At 37.3% G+C, this 16,026-nt stretch carries 14 protein-coding genes; 8 read left to right on the top strand and 6 right to left on the bottom strand.

Going from position 1 to position 16,026, the window contains the following annotated elements; all coding sequences use genetic code 11:
• Positions 1 to 86 precede the first annotated feature (86 nt).
• Positions 87 to 1,214: a cytochrome-c peroxidase gene (locus tag AB1278_RS06220; RefSeq protein ID WP_429813071.1), complete on the bottom strand. Its 1,128-nt coding sequence runs from the start codon at positions 1,212 to 1,214 to the stop codon at positions 87 to 89.
• Positions 1,215 to 1,292: 78 nt separating this feature from the next.
• Positions 1,293 to 1,736, bottom strand: coding sequence for a DUF3291 domain-containing protein (locus tag AB1278_RS06215; RefSeq protein ID WP_238349589.1), 444 nt, complete (start codon positions 1,734 to 1,736; stop codon positions 1,293 to 1,295).
• A 93-nt stretch (positions 1,737 to 1,829) separates the two neighbouring features.
• On the opposite strand from AB1278_RS06215, the gene AB1278_RS06210 reads away from it, so the two are divergent.
• Positions 1,830 to 2,192, top strand: a complete 363-nt coding sequence (locus AB1278_RS06210; RefSeq protein WP_202838818.1) for a winged helix-turn-helix transcriptional regulator — start codon at positions 1,830 to 1,832, stop codon at positions 2,190 to 2,192.
• Between the two features lie 114 nt (positions 2,193 to 2,306).
• Here the strand turns inward: AB1278_RS06210 and dnaK are convergent, their stop codons facing one another.
• Both dnaK and AB1278_RS06200 read right to left on the bottom strand, forming a co-directional pair.
• Positions 2,307 to 4,205: a molecular chaperone DnaK gene (dnaK, locus tag AB1278_RS06205; protein ID WP_202838817.1), complete on the bottom strand. Its 1,899-nt coding sequence runs from the start codon at positions 4,203 to 4,205 to the stop codon at positions 2,307 to 2,309.
• A 202-nt stretch (positions 4,206 to 4,407) separates the two neighbouring features.
• A complete protein-coding gene (locus tag AB1278_RS06200) occupies positions 4,408 to 5,112 on the bottom strand; it encodes a hypothetical protein (RefSeq protein WP_343642282.1) in 705 nt (234 codons plus the stop codon).
• A 241-nt stretch (positions 5,113 to 5,353) separates the two neighbouring features.
• On the opposite strand from AB1278_RS06200, the gene ppk1 reads away from it, so the two are divergent.
• The 7 genes from ppk1 to AB1278_RS06165 all read left to right on the top strand — a co-directional run bounded on the left by ppk1 (position 5,354) and on the right by AB1278_RS06165 (position 14,463).
• On the top strand, positions 5,354 to 7,426 hold the full coding sequence (gene ppk1, locus AB1278_RS06195) for a polyphosphate kinase 1 (protein WP_202838816.1): 2,073 nt from the start codon (positions 5,354 to 5,356) through the stop codon (positions 7,424 to 7,426).
• Positions 7,423 to 8,307 carry an exopolyphosphatase gene (locus AB1278_RS06190; RefSeq protein WP_202838815.1) on the top strand — a complete coding sequence of 295 codons (885 nt, stop codon included), beginning with the start codon at positions 7,423 to 7,425 and terminating at the stop codon, positions 8,305 to 8,307. The genes ppk1 and AB1278_RS06190 overlap by 4 nt, the downstream gene beginning before the upstream one ends.
• Positions 8,308 to 8,585: 278 nt before the next feature.
• Positions 8,586 to 9,239, top strand: a complete 654-nt coding sequence (locus AB1278_RS06185) for an NAD-dependent epimerase/dehydratase family protein (protein WP_202838814.1) — start codon at positions 8,586 to 8,588, stop codon at positions 9,237 to 9,239.
• The gene (locus AB1278_RS06180) at positions 9,236 to 9,385 is read left to right on the top strand and encodes a hypothetical protein (protein WP_156106575.1); all 150 of its coding nucleotides are present in this window, start codon (positions 9,236 to 9,238) and stop codon (positions 9,383 to 9,385) included. The genes AB1278_RS06185 and AB1278_RS06180 overlap by 4 nt, the downstream gene beginning before the upstream one ends.
• A 143-nt stretch (positions 9,386 to 9,528) precedes the next feature.
• Entirely contained in the window at positions 9,529 to 12,567 is a 3,039-nt protein-coding gene (locus AB1278_RS06175) for a choice-of-anchor I family protein (protein ID WP_429813063.1), read from the top strand.
• A 177-nt stretch (positions 12,568 to 12,744) separates the two neighbouring features.
• Positions 12,745 to 13,137, top strand: coding sequence for a DUF3060 domain-containing protein (locus AB1278_RS06170; protein WP_110009976.1), 393 nt, complete (start codon positions 12,745 to 12,747; stop codon positions 13,135 to 13,137).
• 300 nt (positions 13,138 to 13,437) lie between these two features.
• The gene (locus AB1278_RS06165; RefSeq protein WP_137905057.1) at positions 13,438 to 14,463 is read left to right on the top strand and encodes a hypothetical protein; all 1,026 of its coding nucleotides are present in this window, start codon (positions 13,438 to 13,440) and stop codon (positions 14,461 to 14,463) included.
• A gap of 155 nt (positions 14,464 to 14,618) precedes the next feature.
• On the opposite strand, the gene AB1278_RS06160 is transcribed toward AB1278_RS06165, so the two are convergent.
• Positions 14,619 to 14,867, bottom strand: a complete 249-nt coding sequence (locus AB1278_RS06160; protein WP_002977212.1) for a NifU family protein — start codon at positions 14,865 to 14,867, stop codon at positions 14,619 to 14,621.
• 47 nt (positions 14,868 to 14,914) lie between these two features.
• A complete protein-coding gene (locus tag AB1278_RS06155) occupies positions 14,915 to 16,021 on the bottom strand; it encodes an Mrp/NBP35 family ATP-binding protein (RefSeq protein WP_110009978.1) in 1,107 nt (368 codons plus the stop codon).
• Positions 16,022 to 16,026: the final 5 nt, after the last annotated feature.

Below are 16,026 nucleotides of genomic sequence, written 5' to 3'. Positions count from 1 at the left end.
ACCTTTTTGTTTTATGAATTTAATTTTTGCAAGCTCAAAACACACAAAATAAATCTTTCTGGTTAAAATAGTTTTACCATAAATTATTATGACTTAGGTAATTCCGGCGGACGTACTTTGTATTGATAACTGCTCAGTGTTTTTAAAAATGCTACGATATCAAACACTTCGTCATCTGTTAAATTCAGTTTTTTTACCATTGCTGATTTACGAGGAAACTTATGATCATTGATCTTTTCCTTCAGCATTCCGGCATTATACATCATGACAACGTTCGCCAGCTCAGGGAAAAGCCCGTTATGCATATAAGGTTTGTTCTCAGAAACTTCTCTCAAGGCAGGGGTTTTAAATTTTCCTACATCTTCATTTTTATGGGTAACGATATATCTTCCCAGATCTTCATATGGTGTTCCATAATAAGTAAGCCCCAGATTGTGAAATTTCCGGTCAGAGAAATAAGGTGTATTGTGGCAGTTGATACAATTAGCTTTGGTTCTGAATAGATGAAGACCATTGATTTCGGAATCCGTTAAAGCATCTTTCTTTCCGGTAACAAACTGATCAAACCTCGAAGGCGGACTGGTCAGTGAACGTTCAAATGCGGCAATCGCTTTTGCAATCTTTTCTTCTGTTACGTCTTCGTTTCCGAAAGCTTTCAGAAAAAAAGGTTTATATTCTTTAATCTTACTGATGTTTTTTGTTGCCATAGACATATGAAGATTCATTTCTACCGGATTTTCAATAGGGGCTTTCACCTGCTCTTCCAACGTTGCGGAACGGCCATCCCAGAAAAGTGTTTTAGCATATCCTATATTTACCAAAGCAGGAGCATTTCTGGTTCCCGTCTGCCTGTTATGACCAAAAGAGACCCTGCTTCCGTCTGACCATCCTGTTTCGGGATTATGACAGCTGGCACAGGAAATTTGTCCGCTTCCTGACAATCTCGGATCAAAGAATAACATTTTTCCCAGTTCCGTTTTATCTTCGGAATAGGGATTATCTTCAGGAAAACTCATTTTTGGCAACGGTCCGATATCCTGAAACCCTTCTTTAGCTTCATCAAATAAATGAGGTGCCGGCCATTTACTCTGGTCCCCGCTGCTGTACAGTGTGCGAAGCTCTTCCACAGTATATCCTGCAGGATCATTAGAAGTATAACTTAGTAAACATAGTACTCCGGCAACTGCCAGAAAAGCAATATATCTTTCTTTCATTTATTTCAATAAAAATACTGAACCGTACAAAGATAGCTTTATTAGCATGCTCATTGCAAAAGTTTTTCAACGCTGCAACTATGGCGACTGAAAAACATGCTGAAAATTAAATGCATAAGAAGAGGAACCGTGTTCCTGCAAATATTCTAGCCGTTTCAATGCTTCATCTATACCAGGATATTCATTATTTTTAATCCACCACATCGCATAGTGAGCTTTTCCGTATTTTTGGAACCATTCTCTTCTTCTTCTCAGAAAATCAACGTGGAATGTTTTATAAGTAAAATGTTCCAGGGATTCTATGTTTTCCCACACCGATAAATTGATGATAACCTGTTCATCGTTTAGTGGATTAAAACTTGTAGCATTGTTTTCATCATCTTTGAGTCTCCAGATAAATCCGTCGCTTTTCTCTGCCAATTGGTTTACTGAATCCAAATGACTGACAAACTCATTCATCACCGGATCTTCTATGTTGGTTCCTATCATTCGGGCAACATTAATTTGGGCTAGCTGATACATTTTTTTATTTCTTTTATTCTGATTAATATTGTGTAAAAATAGCTCCTGTACTATTATCATAAAATAACTATCAATTTAGATACTATAGAAAAGATGGAAAAAAAATGTGAGTCCTTATTCGTTAATGTTGATCAGAAATCTTATCCCTGTGCTGTAAGTTTCGTAATGGATCTCATTGGAGGAAGATGGAAAGGGGTTATTCTCTGCCACTTAAAAAATGGGGATAAAAGGTTTGGCGAGCTCAAGAAAGACCTTTCTTTTATTACAGAAACAACTTTAAGTATTCAGTTGAGGCAATTGGAAAGAGATCAGCTGATAACACGAACGGTATTTGGAACAAAGCCTCCGGTAAAAGTTGTATATAGTCTTTCAGATTTGGGATTGTCATTTATTCCTTTATTGGATCACATCAATGATTGGGGTAAAATGATTCTGAAGGATAAAAAAGGTACTTAAAAAACTGTAACCCTATTTCTGAGGGCAAGTTAAATCTCCTGTAAAATAAAACCCGGCAGCAAACTTTGTTTGCTGCCGGGTTGATTTATAATTAAATGTTAGTGTTTACATTTATTATTTTACTTCTTCGAAGTCTGCATCCTGTACATCTTCAGCTCCGGCGTTTCCACCAGCATTCTGAGCTCCTGCACCTGCATCAGCACCTGGCTGTTGACCCGCTGCGTATAATTCTTCAGAAGCGGCCATCCAGGCTGCATCTAACGCTTCAGTTTTAGCTTTTACGTCATCAGCATTTTTAGCTTCGAAAGCTGTTTTTAATTCTGCATGAGCTGCTTCAATAGCTGCTTTTTTGTCAGCAGAAAGTTTCTCACCGAATTCTTTCAATTGTTTTTCAGTCTGGAAGATCAATCCGTCAGCTTTGTTGAAGATTTCAACTTCTTCTTTTCTCTTAGCATCAGCCGCAGAGTTTTCCTGAGCTTCTTTCTTCATTCTTTCGATTTCTTCGTCAGAAAGACCTGAAGAAGCCTGGATTTTGATAGACTGCTCTTTACCAGTTCCTTTATCTTTAGCAGATACGCTTAGGATACCGTTCGCATCAATATCGAATGTTACTTCAATCTGAGGAACTCCTCTTGGTGCTGGTGGAATATCTGTAAGGTCAAATCTACCGATTTCCTTGTTATCGTTGAACATTGGTCTTTCCCCCTGTCCAACTCTGATGCTTACAGCCGGCTGGTTGTCAGAAGCTGTAGAGAATACTTCAGATTTTTTTGTTGGGATCGTAGTGTTCGCTTCAATTAATTTTGTGAATACAGAACCCATTGTTTCGATACCTAAAGAAAGTGGCGTAACGTCAAGTAGTAATACGTCTTTTACATCTCCTGTCAATACACCTCCCTGAATAGCTGCACCAATGGCTACAACCTCATCCGGGTTTACTCCTTTGGATGGTTTTTTACCGAAGAATTTTTCTACTTCTTCCTGGATAATCGGGATTCTTGTAGAACCACCTACCAGGATTACTTCGTCGATATCAGAAGTTGATAAACCAGCATCTTTTAATGCTTTAGCAACAGGCTCCATAGATCTTCTTACAAGATCAGCAGATAATTGCTCGAATTTAGCTTTTGTTAAAGTCTTCACTAAGTGCTTAGGACCTGTAGCAGTAGCTGTGATATATGGTAAGTTGATTTCAGTCTGAGGAGAAGAAGATAATTCAATTTTAGCTTTTTCAGCTGCTTCTTTCAATCTTTGAAGAGCAATGGCATCAGCTTTCAAGTCTACCCCTTCTTCAGCTTTGAACTCGTCAGCCATCCAGTTGATGATCACATCATCAAAGTCATCACCTCCCAAGTGGGTATCACCGTTTGTAGACAATACTTCGAATACACCGTCTCCCAAATCAAGGATAGAGATATCGAAAGTACCACCACCAAGGTCATATACTGCGATTTTCTGATCTTTATGGTTTTTATCAAGACCATACGCTAACGCTGCAGCGGTAGGTTCGTTGATGATTCTTTCTACTTTAAGACCTGCAATTTCACCAGCTTCTTTAGTAGCTTGTCTTTGTGCATCGTTGAAGTATGCAGGAACAGTGATTACTGCTCTTGTTACTTCCTGACCAAGATAATCTTCAGCAGTTTTCTTCATTTTCTGAAGAGTCATTGCAGAAATTTCCTGTGGAGTATATTCTCTATCGTCGATTTTTACTTTTACTGTATCGTTTGGTCCGGCAACTACTTTATAAGGTACTCTTGTGATTTCAGAAGCATCATCTTTAAAGTGGGTTCCGATAAATCTTTTGATAGAGTAAACAGTTTTTGTTGGATTCGTTACAGCCTGTCTTTTTGCAGGATCACCTACTTTTCTCTCTCCGTCTTCCGTAAAAGCTACGATAGAAGGAGTAGTTCTCTTACCTTCTGCGTTAGGAATAACAACAGGGTCTTTCCCCTCCATTACAGCAACACAAGAGTTGGTTGTTCCTAAGTCAATTCCAATTATTTTACTCATAATATTTTATATTTTTTCTATTTTTAATTTTAATTTACACTCTCAATTTCTCAATATCTGTACCATTCAAAAAAATATGACAAAATGACACAATAAAAATAAAAACCCCGATAAAATCGAGGTTTTGAAATTATATTCAGGAAAAAAAATCATTTTTTATGTATGAAGATATGTCAACTTCTCCTCTATGAGGTGAAAGATACTATTTACTTTCTTTTAAAACCCGGATTAAAAAATACCCAAGGTCAGGATCTACGGAATATATCCTTCCTGTATTAATGCCAACTCCCATTCCATTAGCTCCAAAACCTGCACCGTCTATTCCGATGCCTGAAAAGCTGTAGAATTTATTAAACTGCTCCGGCTTCCATTTTACCCATACTGCCATTCCAGTAATTCCTCCTTTTACTATTTTAACCTCTTCATTTTCCTTTATTACTACAGTTGCAAATGTATTGTCTTTTACTTCTTTTCTGGCTCCGTTTACTTTAAACTTTGACGTATTTTCACTATTTAAAACGGGTTCCCCAATAATATAAATTCTATTTTTTTCAATCAGCAGACTTTGATCTTTGATATCAGAATCCCGGATATGATAAGTATCCAATATCAGTTCAGACTCATTTTGTTTATCTCCTTCTTTGAAACTCACAATATAATAGGCATTGGCTCCTGCATTCTTTGCTTCATCGCTAATAGCTGTAAACAAATGTCCGAGGTAGGTACCGGGATAATGAGCTTTATATCGTCCTAAAAAAGCAGATTTATAGTTTTCCTGATTCTGTAAAGGAATCATAAATTTTTGAGGAGACAAGTTTTCCAAATTTCCTTTTTCCAAAACCTCTACATATTGACTGTATCCCCAACCAAATAACTGTAGCAGAAGTATAATCATAATTTTTTTCATGGTTACAAGTTTTTATAATTCTTTAAAGCATTTTCTCCAATGAATATGTATCCTGATTAATAGCAAATAGTTCGTGATATAAATATATCAAAAACCACTGAAAACCAATTACTTTATAAGGAAAATCGAAGATCACAAAGAATAACTCATCAAACCTTTAAAAATTAATCAAAGTTTAACCTAAGAAATAGAGGAAGAATCTGTACGAATGATTATTTTTGATAAAATATACACATTTAGAATGTCAATACACTTTAATCCCCGAGATATTACTTGGCTTGCCTTTAATGAAAGAGTTTTGCAGGAAGCTATGGATGAAAAAGTTCCCTTACATTTAAGAATACGTTTCCTCGGAATTTTCTCCAACAATTTAGATGAATTTTTCAGAGTGCGTGTTGCCGGATTAAAGCGCGCCATGGATTTTAAGGAAAAAGTGATTGCCGAATCTTTTTATCAGCCGCCATCCAAGATCCTTCAGAGAATCAATGAAGTTGTGATGAGACAACAGCTGAATTTCGATAAAACCTGGAAAAAAATCCAGACCGAAATGGCTGATCATAAAGTTTTTATTAAGAATGCCAAAAACCTGACAGCCAACCAAAAAGAATTTGTCAGACAATATTTCGATGAAGTGGTAGAATCCAATGTGATCCCGATTCTCCTTCACGAAAATACTCCTATGCCTTATTTGCGTGATAAAAGTCTTTATCTGGGAGTAGCCATGAGAAAAAAAGACTGGCAGTATTCCAGTAATTATGCCATTATTGAAATTCCTTCCCGTTTTGTAGGAAGATTCGTATTGCTGCCAACAGAAGATCCGGAAGAAAAAAATGTAATGCTTCTGGAGGATGTAATCGCCTTCAATCTTCCGCACATATTTTCTTATTTTGGATATGATGAATTTGCAGCCAATGCATTTAAAGTAACAAAGGATGCCGAACTGGATCTGGATAATGATATCAGAACCAACTTTGCAGAAAAAATAGAAAAAGGACTCAAAAACAGAAGAAAAGGAAAGCCTACCCGTTTTGTTTTTGATAAAGATATGGATAAAGCTCTGCTGGAACTCCTTATCAGAAAGCTTAACTTAACTAAGAAAGACAGCATCATTCCGGGAGGCAAAATTCATAATTTCAAGCATTTCATGGATTTTCCCGATGTTTTTGAAAAGTATGAAAGACCTGTAGAAAGAACCTCTTTTACGCATCAGGCGTTTGAGCATGGGGAAAGAGTGACAGATGTCATTTTAAAAGAAGATGTACTCCTTACCTTCCCTTATCACAAGTACAATCCGGTGATTGATCTTCTCCGTGAAGCCGCTATGGATCCGGATGTAAAATCCATACAAATTACAGCGTACCGTCTGGCAAGCAGTTCAAAAATTATCAATGCTCTGATTTACGCTGCCAGAAATGGTAAAGAAGTGACTGTGATGCTGGAGCTTCAGGCAAGATTTGATGAAGAATCCAACCTGGAATGGAAAGATATGCTGGAACCGGAAGGAATTACTGTGCTTGTAGGAATCCCTAATAAAAAAGTACATGCCAAACTTTGTGTCATCAAGAAGAGAGCCCACAATAAAACAATCCAGTATGGCTTCGTAAGTACCGGAAATTTCAACGAAAAAACAGCCAGAATATATGGTGATCATCTGTTGCTGACTGCAGACCGAGGCATCATGGCAGATATCAATAAAGTCTTCAATGTGTTGAAAAAACCGAAAGATGATTTTATTTCCATTTTGAAAACTTGTAAAAATTTATTAGTTTGCCCTCAGTTTATGCGTGAAAAGATTGTTCACCATATCGATAAGGAAATCGAAGAAGCTAAGGCAGGACGAAGAGCAGAAATCATTGTCAAAGTAAACTCAATGAGTGACCGCGCACTGATTGAAAAAATATATGAAGCTGCTAAAGCCGGAGTGGTAACCAGAATGATTGTAAGAGGTATCTATTGTGCCGTAAATCAAAAGGAATTCAAAGAAAAAATAAAAGCCATCAGTATTGTAGATGAATACCTGGAACACGCCAGAGTTATGTATTTTTACAATAAAGGGGCTGAAGACATGTACATTTCTTCCGCAGACTGGATGACAAGAAACCTTGACTACAGGATTGAAGCAGCCGCTAAAATCACTAATAAGAACCTTAAGAAGGAATTAAAAGATATTCTTGATATCCAGCTTAGAGATAACGTAAAAGCAAGGATTTTAGACAAAAAACTGAGCAATGAATACGTAAGAAATGATAAAAAAGAATGCCGATCACAAATAGAAACCTATAAATATTTAAAAGCTAAAACAAGCAAGAAATGAAGATAGCAGCGATAGACATAGGGAGTAATGCAGCCCGCCTTCTTATCAATGAGGTAAAGATCAATAACAGAAAGCCTGAATTTATTAAGCTGAACCTTCTCAGAATTCCTCTGAGACTGGGAATGGATGTTTTTACCATCGGAAAGATAGGTCCGGAAAGAGAAAAAATGGTCATTGATTCCATGAAAATCTTTAGTGACCTGATGAAAATATACAAAGTAGACCACTACAGAGCCTGTGCTACCAGTGCCATGCGTGATGCTGCCAACGGTAATGATATCATCAATCTGGTAAAAGACACATCAGGAATCAATATTGAAATTATTTCCGGTGATGAGGAAGCTACCCTGATTTATGAAAATCATGTTGCAGAAGGTCTTGATAAAGAATTTGCCTATTTATATATCGACGTGGGCGGAGGTTCTACAGAACTGACCTTCTACGAAAATGGCAAGATGGTTTACGAAAAATCTTTCAACATCGGAACAATCCGTCTTCTCAACAATCTTGTTACGATGGATAACTGGAAAGAAATGAAGGAGGAAATCAAGAAAAATATTGTCAGCAAAAAGCCAATTGTTGCCATCGGTTCGGGTGGAAATATCAACAAAGTATTCTCTATGAGCAAGACCAAAGATGGAAAACCAATGTCTCTGTCTCATCTGAAAAAGGTTTACAAAGAATTCAATGAACTTTCTGTGGAAGAAAGAATGACCAACTACAACCTTAGAGAGGATCGTGCCGATGTATTGGTACATGCCCTGGGAATTTTTAACAATGTCATGTCATGGTCTGATATCAATAAGATCTTTGTTCCTAAAATTTCCGTAGCAGACGGATTGATCCATAATATTTACAGTCAGCTGCGACATAAAAAGTAAAGCTTATAAAGATATTGAAGGCCAGCGCAAAAATGCGCTGGCTTTTATTTTAAAAGTTTTCCCCATTGTCATTGCGAGAAGCATAGCGACGAAGCAATCTGTATAATTAAGTTTTAGCTAAATCCAGTACAAGGCGGCTCATTTTTAAGGCGGGCTAAAGCCCATCCCTATTGAATTATTGAATCCAGACATTTAAGACAACATCTTTTATCTTTTATCTAAAATTTTAAAGTAAAACCCTATCCCTATCCGTCATATCCAATATCAATAGCAAAGCAATGAACCCAATCAAAATAATTCTTACAGGAGCTACGGGAATGGTAGGCGAAGGTGTTTTAATGGAATGTCTTGAAAACCCGGATGTTTCCGAAATCCTGAGCATAAGCAGAAAACCCTCCGGGAAAACGTATCCTAAGCTGAAAGAATATCTCGTCCCTGACTTTCTTTCGCTCGATCTGAATGATGAAAAACTAAAAGGTTATGATGCCTGCTTTTTCTGTGCAGGAATTAGCAGTATAGGCATGAACGAAGAAGAATACACCCAAATCACTTATGATACAACCCTTCATTTTGCAAAAGCTGTTTTGAACCAAAATCCTGAAATGGTGTTCAACTATGTTTCCGGGGCAGGTACAGACAGCACAGAGAGTGGAAAAATGATGTGGGCCCGTGTAAAAGGAAAAACAGAAAATGATCTGAAAAGAATGAATTTCAGAGGCGCTTATAATTTCCGTCCGGGATTTATGAAACCTGTTGAGGGTCAAATCAATGTAAAATGGTTTTTTAAACCTTTTATTTGGATTTTTCCTGTATTTTTTCAGTCAAAATCATTAACTTTACACGAAGTGGGTAGAGCAATGATCAATGTGACACAAAAGGGATACCCTACATCTACTTTAGAAATTAGAGATATTAAAAATTTAGCGCTATGAGAGACATGTTAAAAAGAATTGTTCTGGTTATTTTTGTACTCTTGCTTGTGACTGCTGTTTCAGGATATTTTTATATGCAGAAACATCCTTTGGAAGGAAATAAATCAGGTACAATTTTAAACTTTTCGGGAAAATCAGGAAAATAATTTTCATTCTAAAGTTTCTTATTCAACATAATTTTTTGTATTTTATCGGAAATAAACCTATTTTTTAAACATTTTTTAAAGTTCCATTAAAATAATTGCAAGGTATAAAGTTCATTTTTGTATTTATCTAATTGAAATAAAAAATGATCAACAATTACCTATTAAAAGGGTCTGTGATTGCCGCATTCTTCTTTCAGAGCGGTCTTTTCGGGCAGACACTGATTCATTACTGGAATTTTAATGATAATGCTTCTGCAGCCACAATTACGACCCCTAATTCTACGATGGTAAATGGTTCTCTTGCACCTATAACAGGAGGAACGAGTGTTATTGATTTTGCCGGAGGTACCGGACAGAATTTTAGTCTGCAAAATTTAAATGCAAGAAACGGTGATGGCTCCGGAGCCCATTTAAGATTCAACAATCCGATTGGAGGAGCTTTACAGTTTAATCTTCCTACAACGGGCTATAATAACATCATTGTTAAGTTCACCACCAGAAGATCCGGTCAGGGAGCAGGAACACAGACCTGGTCTTATTCAACAGACGGAACTACTTTTGTACAGTTTCAGACCGTGTATCCTCAGGATGCAGATCCCCAGCTGATAACACTCGATTTTTCTGCTGTACCGGGTGCTAATAACAACCCTAACTTTAAATTAAAGGTAGAATTTTCGGCAACAGGAGGAGGAACAGGCGGGAACAACCGTTTTGATAACTTTACAGTAGATGCCGTTCCTGCGGGAGGCCCTGATACTACTCCACCAACGGTTACTTATTTACCTGCTCACAATACCAATAATGCTTCGACGGCTTTAAATCCGACCTTATCTTTTAACGAAAATATAAGGCTAACAGATAATTCTGCGATCAACGATTCCAATGCACAGAACCTTATTGATTTCCGTCTGGGAAATTCTTCAGGTACCCCAATTCCTTTCACTACAACATTCACTAACAATACCATCACTGTAATTCCTGCTTCCGGACTTGTGCCGGGGCAGACCTATTATTTAGCGCTTAAGCCCAATGTGGTTGAAGATTTCAGTGATAACGGAATTACAACTGTCACTTCCACTACTTTTACTACTGCCGGAACAACAGTTGCTTTAGAAAAGAATTTTATTAAGGTTAATGAAAATGCGGGAAATCTTGCATTTAAAATCAATATTACCAATCCTTCGGCTTCTGCGGTAAACCTTGTTGTAAAACCCGCACCTTTCAGTACAGCTGACAACAATGATTTTACTTTAGCCAATCAGACTATTAACATTAGTCCATCTACAACGAGTTACACCGTCAATATTCCGATTATTGATGACACAGTGGCAGAACAGCAGGCTGAATATTTTGTGGTAAGCCTTGAAAATCCTGTTGGAGCTACTATTTCAGGAGACAATTCCGCAACCGTTTATATTGTAGATAATGATAAGCAGGCTCCGGTTCCTTCCCATCAGATTCAGCTGAATTATCTTCTAAGTTTTGATCCTTCAGGAAATAATAACAGTTCTACGGAAATTGTGGTTCATGATCCGTCAACACAACGCTTATTCACGATCAGTTCGATTACTGATGTATTTGATATTATTGATTTCAGTAATCCTTCAATACCTTCAGTCATAAAAACAGTGAATATGGCTCCTTATGGCGGTATCACAAGTATCGCTGTGAAAAACGGAATCATTGCAGCCGCCTCTCCCAATACTGATCCCCAGCAAAATGGATCTGTAGTATTTTTTGACATCAATGGAAATTTCCTGAAGCAGGTAACTGTAGGAGCTTTACCGGATATGGTGACATTCTCCCCTGACGGAACAAAAGTAGTTACCGCCAATGAAGGAGAACCTAATGATGCCTATACGGCAGATCCTGAAGGAACCATCAGCATCATTGATATTTCCGGAGGTATCGGAAATCTTACCCAAAGTAATGTAGCGACACTTAATTTTAATAGTTTTGATAATCAGGTAGCAGCATTAACCGCTACCGGTTTAAGAAAAGTAAGAACGAATAATACCCTTTCTCAGGATCTGGAACCGGAATATATAACCATCAGTGCCGACAGTCAGAAAGCATGGGTAACTCTTCAGGAAAACAATGCCATCGCTGAGATTAATCTGGTTACAAAAACCATCACAGGAATCTGGGGATTGGGAAAAAAAGACATGAGTATTCCGGGTAACGGTTTTGATGCCTCAGATAGTAATGGAGAGGTTTTAATTGCCAACTGGCCGGTAAAAGCTTACTATGTTCCGGACGCTGTACAGAATTATAAAATAGGAAACACCAATTATATTATAACCGCTAATGAAGGTGATGAAAAAGATCTTTCAGGATTCAGCGAAAGAACTACAGTAGGTGCTAACAGTTATACTTTAGATCCTGTATTGTTTCCGAATGCAGGTATTTTAAAAGCGGCTTATAATCTTAGCAGATTCAGGGTTTCATCTGCTACAGGAAATACGGATGGAGATTCGGAGTTTGAAGAAATGGCGGCTTTAGGAGCACGTTCTTTCTCTATTTTCAATGCTGATACTAAACAGATTGTCTACGACAGCGGAGATCAGTTTGAAAGATATATTTCAGCTTACCATCCTTTAATTTTCAATGCTGATAATGAGTCTAACGGTATTAAAAACAGAAGCCGCGCCAAAGGTCCGGAACCGGAAGGAGTTGCTTTAGGAAACATCAACGGACAGACGTATGCTTTCATCACACTGGAAAGAACCGGAGGTGTTATGGTTTATAATATTACGAACCCTAATAACCCTACGTTTACAGATTACAAACATTCCCGTTCTACTTCAGCATACGGAGGAGACAATGGTCCTGAAGGAATCATTTACATTGCCCCTGAAAATACAACAACCAATAAAGGGTATGTGATCGTTGCGAATGAGATCAGCGGAACTTTATCCATGTATGAAGTAGCCATGCCTGCTACGCTTGGAACAGGTGAGATAAAATCTGAACAGGCAACCTTCAATGTATTTCCAAACCCTGTCAACAAAGGAAATACACTTTATTTCAACAGAAAACAGGATTACGAATTGTACGATATGTCCGGAAAATTGATCGGAAAAGAAAAGAATGCTTTAACAATCAATACTTCTACGCTTTCTACCGGTGTTTATCTGGTAAAAACTTCAGAAGGACAGATCAAGAGAGTTATTGTAAAGTAAATATATATATTACAGCATACCATTCCATTGTAAAGCTTCGGATTTCCGGGGCTTTTTTGTTATTGGAATATACAATATGCCATATGAAGACTCTTTATTTAAGATGATTTAACTTTTGAAATACTTGGAAGAAAGCATTTTATATCTATATTTATCCCGAATAAAAAACCAATTCGCATGAAGAATATTAAAACCGCAGGAATTCTTACTTTCCTGTTGCTGGGAACAGCTACTGCTTTCTCACAATCAAGAAAAACAGAATCTACAAAAGGTGTGGAGAAAACCGAAGGCAATAAAGTGGTACATGTAGAAGGTGTAGGACATACACTCAATTATACACTCAGCGGAGGCGTTGTTGAGGTAGAAGGTGGTGATAACAAGCTTACGGTAAAAGGGAGTGCAAAAAAAGTTACAATCTCAGGAACAGGTAACAAAATATACATCGATAAAGTAGACAAAATATCCATGGAAGGTGGTGATAACACCGTTTACTACAGAACTTCAGGAACAAAATCAGGGAAACCGGATGTTTCTATTACTGGAGTGGGAAATAAGGTTGTAAAACAATAAAAAAACATTTTTCGGAATCTGAAAAATCTCATCCTAGACCTAAAGTATAAATTAATTAATAAACCTGACGGGTTTTAAAAACCCGTCAGGTTTGGTTCACCAAGCTGAACCAAACTTCTTGCTATTAATACAAATAAAAGACAGTCCTTAAAAATTCCTGCTTATAAAGTATCTCCTTATGACCTTTTTCAAATAAAAATTTCAATCAAATTTATTATATTATTTGTATATTTAAATAACATTTTAATATTTAACAGTAAAACCATTTTACAGTTAAAAAACACAAAACCAAAAGAAATCATGAAAAAAGTACTATTGTTCTCATTAAGCTTATTTTTCAGCTTATATTTTGCTCAAGTAGGGATAAACACAAGCTCTCCCACTGCAACTCTTGATGTAAAAGCATTAACAACAGCCACAGCTCCTGCTATTGCTGAGGGATTAATCACTCCTAGATTATCAAGAGCTGACCTTATTGCTAAAGACGGGGCTTATAATTCCCCGCAAACAGGTACCTTAGTATATGTATTAGATACAACAGGTACCCTTACAGTAAAAACAAACAATGTTACTACACCCGGCTACTATTATTTTGATGGAACGATCTGGCAAAAAGTAATTACCTCTGTTCCCAGCGATACCAGTATATATAATACAGATGGTACGATACAAGCAAATCGTACTGTCGCCATGACTAATAAAACATTATCTTTTACGGCAAGTACCCCCAGTGTCAATCAATTTAATATTGACGGCACTACTTTTTCTGTAGATACACAAAATGACAGAATAGGAATCGGGACTTCCGCACCTACTACTAAATTGGATATTAATGGTAATGTGAGAATTGGGACTGCTGCAAGTTCCAATTCATCAACTAATGTTTCTACCCTTGTGAGAGACAACACAACAGGAGAAGTGAAAATTGCTGTTTCATCAACCGGAAATACATCACCGCTAAATTATATTGTTTATACAATTTCTAACGTTAATGGAGACTGGATTGCTAATTATGACACTAAAATAAGCAGCACAGATTATACTGTGACAGTAGTAGGAAATAGTTTTAACACCTCTTTAAATACTAATACAGGAACAACACCTCCTACTTATGCTCCCGCAAATGTGTTTGCATTTACTTCTGCCGGAACATGGCGTTTATCAGCTGACTATTTAGCCACGGCTACTCCAGGTGGAGTGAATGGAACATGGACAATCTACTGCCTTGTTATCAATAATAGTGTACTTAAAACGCTTACACCAGTGTCTCAAAACTTAGGAGGATTAAATAGTGGAGCAGCAGCTGCACCTCCAGCAGGATTATAATTTTCATTTATTTCGTGAAAATATACCTAGAAATTAATAAACCTGACGGATTAAAAACACGTCAGGTTTGGTTCACCAAACTTATTGTTATTAATGCAAATAAAAAGACAGGCCTTAAAAAAAGCCTGTCTTTTTAAAAATATCTCAGATATAATTTACTCTACGTTGATTACCTTTTCGATTTCCGGAGCATGTTGTTTGATTGTATTTTCAACACCCAGTTTTAAGGTTGAAAAATTCAATGAACACCCGGAACAGTTACCTAAAAGTTTTACAAACACCTGATTATCTTTCACATCAATAAGCTCAATATCACCACCGTCTTTATTCAAAAACGGCCTGATGCTTTCCAGAGCTTCCATTACTCTTGTTACTGTATCTTCGTGCGTTATGTTTGTTTCCATATTTTTTCAGTTCAATTCGGTTTCTTCAAATTTTATTGAAATTATTATTATTTTGCTTTTGGCGAGCATCCTGCCATTGTGGAAATCTTCACTGCTTCAGTGGGAGGAAGATTTTTATTTCTTTCCACTAAGCTTTCTACCATTTTTCTGGCAGTTTCTGTGTAGATATCTTCAATTTTAGATCCTTCCTGAAGTGCTGCCGGTCTTCCAACGTCACCTGCTTCTCTGATGCTCTGGATTAGTGGAATTTCACCCAATACCGGAATTCCAAGATCTTCCGCTAAATATTGTGCTCCCTGGTTTCCAAAGATATAATATTTATTGTCAGGAAGTTCTTCCGGTGTAAAATACGCCATATTTTCGATCAAACCAAGCACAGGAATGTTAATACTTTCCATCTGGAACATGGCAATTCCTTTTCTTACGTCTGCCAATGCAACATGCTGAGGTGTACTTACGATGACCGCTCCTGTTACTGGTACTTCCTGGATAATTGACAAGTGAATGTCACCTGTTCCCGGAGGAAGGTCAATTAGAAGGAAATCCAGTTCTCCCCATGCTGCATCTCTGATCATCTGGTTCAAAGCTTTTGAAGCCATAGGACCTCTCCATACTACTGCCTGATTGGCTCCTGAGAAGTATCCTATTGAAAGCATTTTTACTCCATAATTTTCGATAGGCTTCATCAGATTCTTACCATTCACTTCTACAGAAATTGGTTTTTGTCCCTCTGTATCAAACATGGTAGGAACTGAAGGACCGTAGATATCAGCATCCAGTAATCCTACTTTAAAGCCCATTTTAGCCAACGTTACTGCCATATTTGCAGAAACGGTAGATTTCCCTACTCCTCCTTTACCGGAAGCAATAGCGATAATATTTTGAATTCCCGGAATTTGTTTTCCTTTGATCTGACTTTGCTGAATTTCACTAGGCTCCGGAGAAACGATTTTAAGTTTTAAATGAATGTCTTCTCCAAACTCACTGGCAAAAGCCTGTTTCATGGCAGCCTCCAGTTTTTTCTTTTCGTGCATTGCAGGCGAATGGGCAGTCATATCAATATAAACATCGTTACCCATAATCTGAAGATTATTCACCAAATCGTCTACTTCTATTTCTTTAAGGAATTCCTGAACCTTTTCTTTCGTCAACATATAAA

It is taken from the genome of Chryseobacterium sp. NRRL B-14798, assembly GCF_050470705.1.
Lineage (GTDB): Bacteria > Bacteroidota > Bacteroidia > Flavobacteriales > Weeksellaceae > Chryseobacterium > Chryseobacterium cupriresistens.
The sequence above is the reverse complement of the archived record's forward strand: the minus strand, read 5'-3'. Positions and strand labels throughout refer to the sequence as shown.

Excerpts from the sequence above, each read along its gene's own strand:
- AB1278_RS06165 (WP_137905057.1), top strand. The coding sequence starts at position 13,438 with ATGAAAAAAGTACTATTGTTCTCATTAAGCTTATTTTTCAGCTTATAT.
- AB1278_RS06175 (WP_429813063.1), top strand. The coding sequence starts at position 9,529 with ATGATCAACAATTACCTATTAAAAGGGTCTGTGATTGCCGCATTCTTC.
- ppk1 (WP_202838816.1), top strand. The coding sequence starts at position 5,354 with ATGTCAATACACTTTAATCCCCGAGATATTACTTGGCTTGCCTTTAAT.
- AB1278_RS06185 (WP_202838814.1), top strand. The coding sequence starts at position 8,586 with ATGAACCCAATCAAAATAATTCTTACAGGAGCTACGGGAATGGTAGGC.
- AB1278_RS06210 (WP_202838818.1), top strand. The coding sequence starts at position 1,830 with ATGGAAAAAAAATGTGAGTCCTTATTCGTTAATGTTGATCAGAAATCT.
- AB1278_RS06200 (WP_343642282.1), bottom strand. The coding sequence starts at position 5,112 with ATGAAAAAAATTATGATTATACTTCTGCTACAGTTATTTGGTTGGGGA.
- AB1278_RS06215 (WP_238349589.1), bottom strand. The coding sequence starts at position 1,736 with ATGTATCAGCTAGCCCAAATTAATGTTGCCCGAATGATAGGAACCAAC.
- dnaK (WP_202838817.1), bottom strand. The coding sequence starts at position 4,205 with ATGAGTAAAATAATTGGAATTGACTTAGGAACAACCAACTCTTGTGTT.
- AB1278_RS06160 (WP_002977212.1), bottom strand. The coding sequence starts at position 14,867 with ATGGAAACAAACATAACGCACGAAGATACAGTAACAAGAGTAATGGAA.
- AB1278_RS06180 (WP_156106575.1), top strand. The coding sequence starts at position 9,236 with ATGAGAGACATGTTAAAAAGAATTGTTCTGGTTATTTTTGTACTCTTG.
- AB1278_RS06155 (WP_110009978.1), bottom strand. The coding sequence starts at position 16,021 with ATGTTGACGAAAGAAAAGGTTCAGGAATTCCTTAAAGAAATAGAAGTA.
- AB1278_RS06220 (WP_429813071.1), bottom strand. The coding sequence starts at position 1,214 with ATGAAAGAAAGATATATTGCTTTTCTGGCAGTTGCCGGAGTACTATGT.
- AB1278_RS06170 (WP_110009976.1), top strand. The coding sequence starts at position 12,745 with ATGAAGAATATTAAAACCGCAGGAATTCTTACTTTCCTGTTGCTGGGA.
- AB1278_RS06190 (WP_202838815.1), top strand. The coding sequence starts at position 7,423 with ATGAAGATAGCAGCGATAGACATAGGGAGTAATGCAGCCCGCCTTCTT.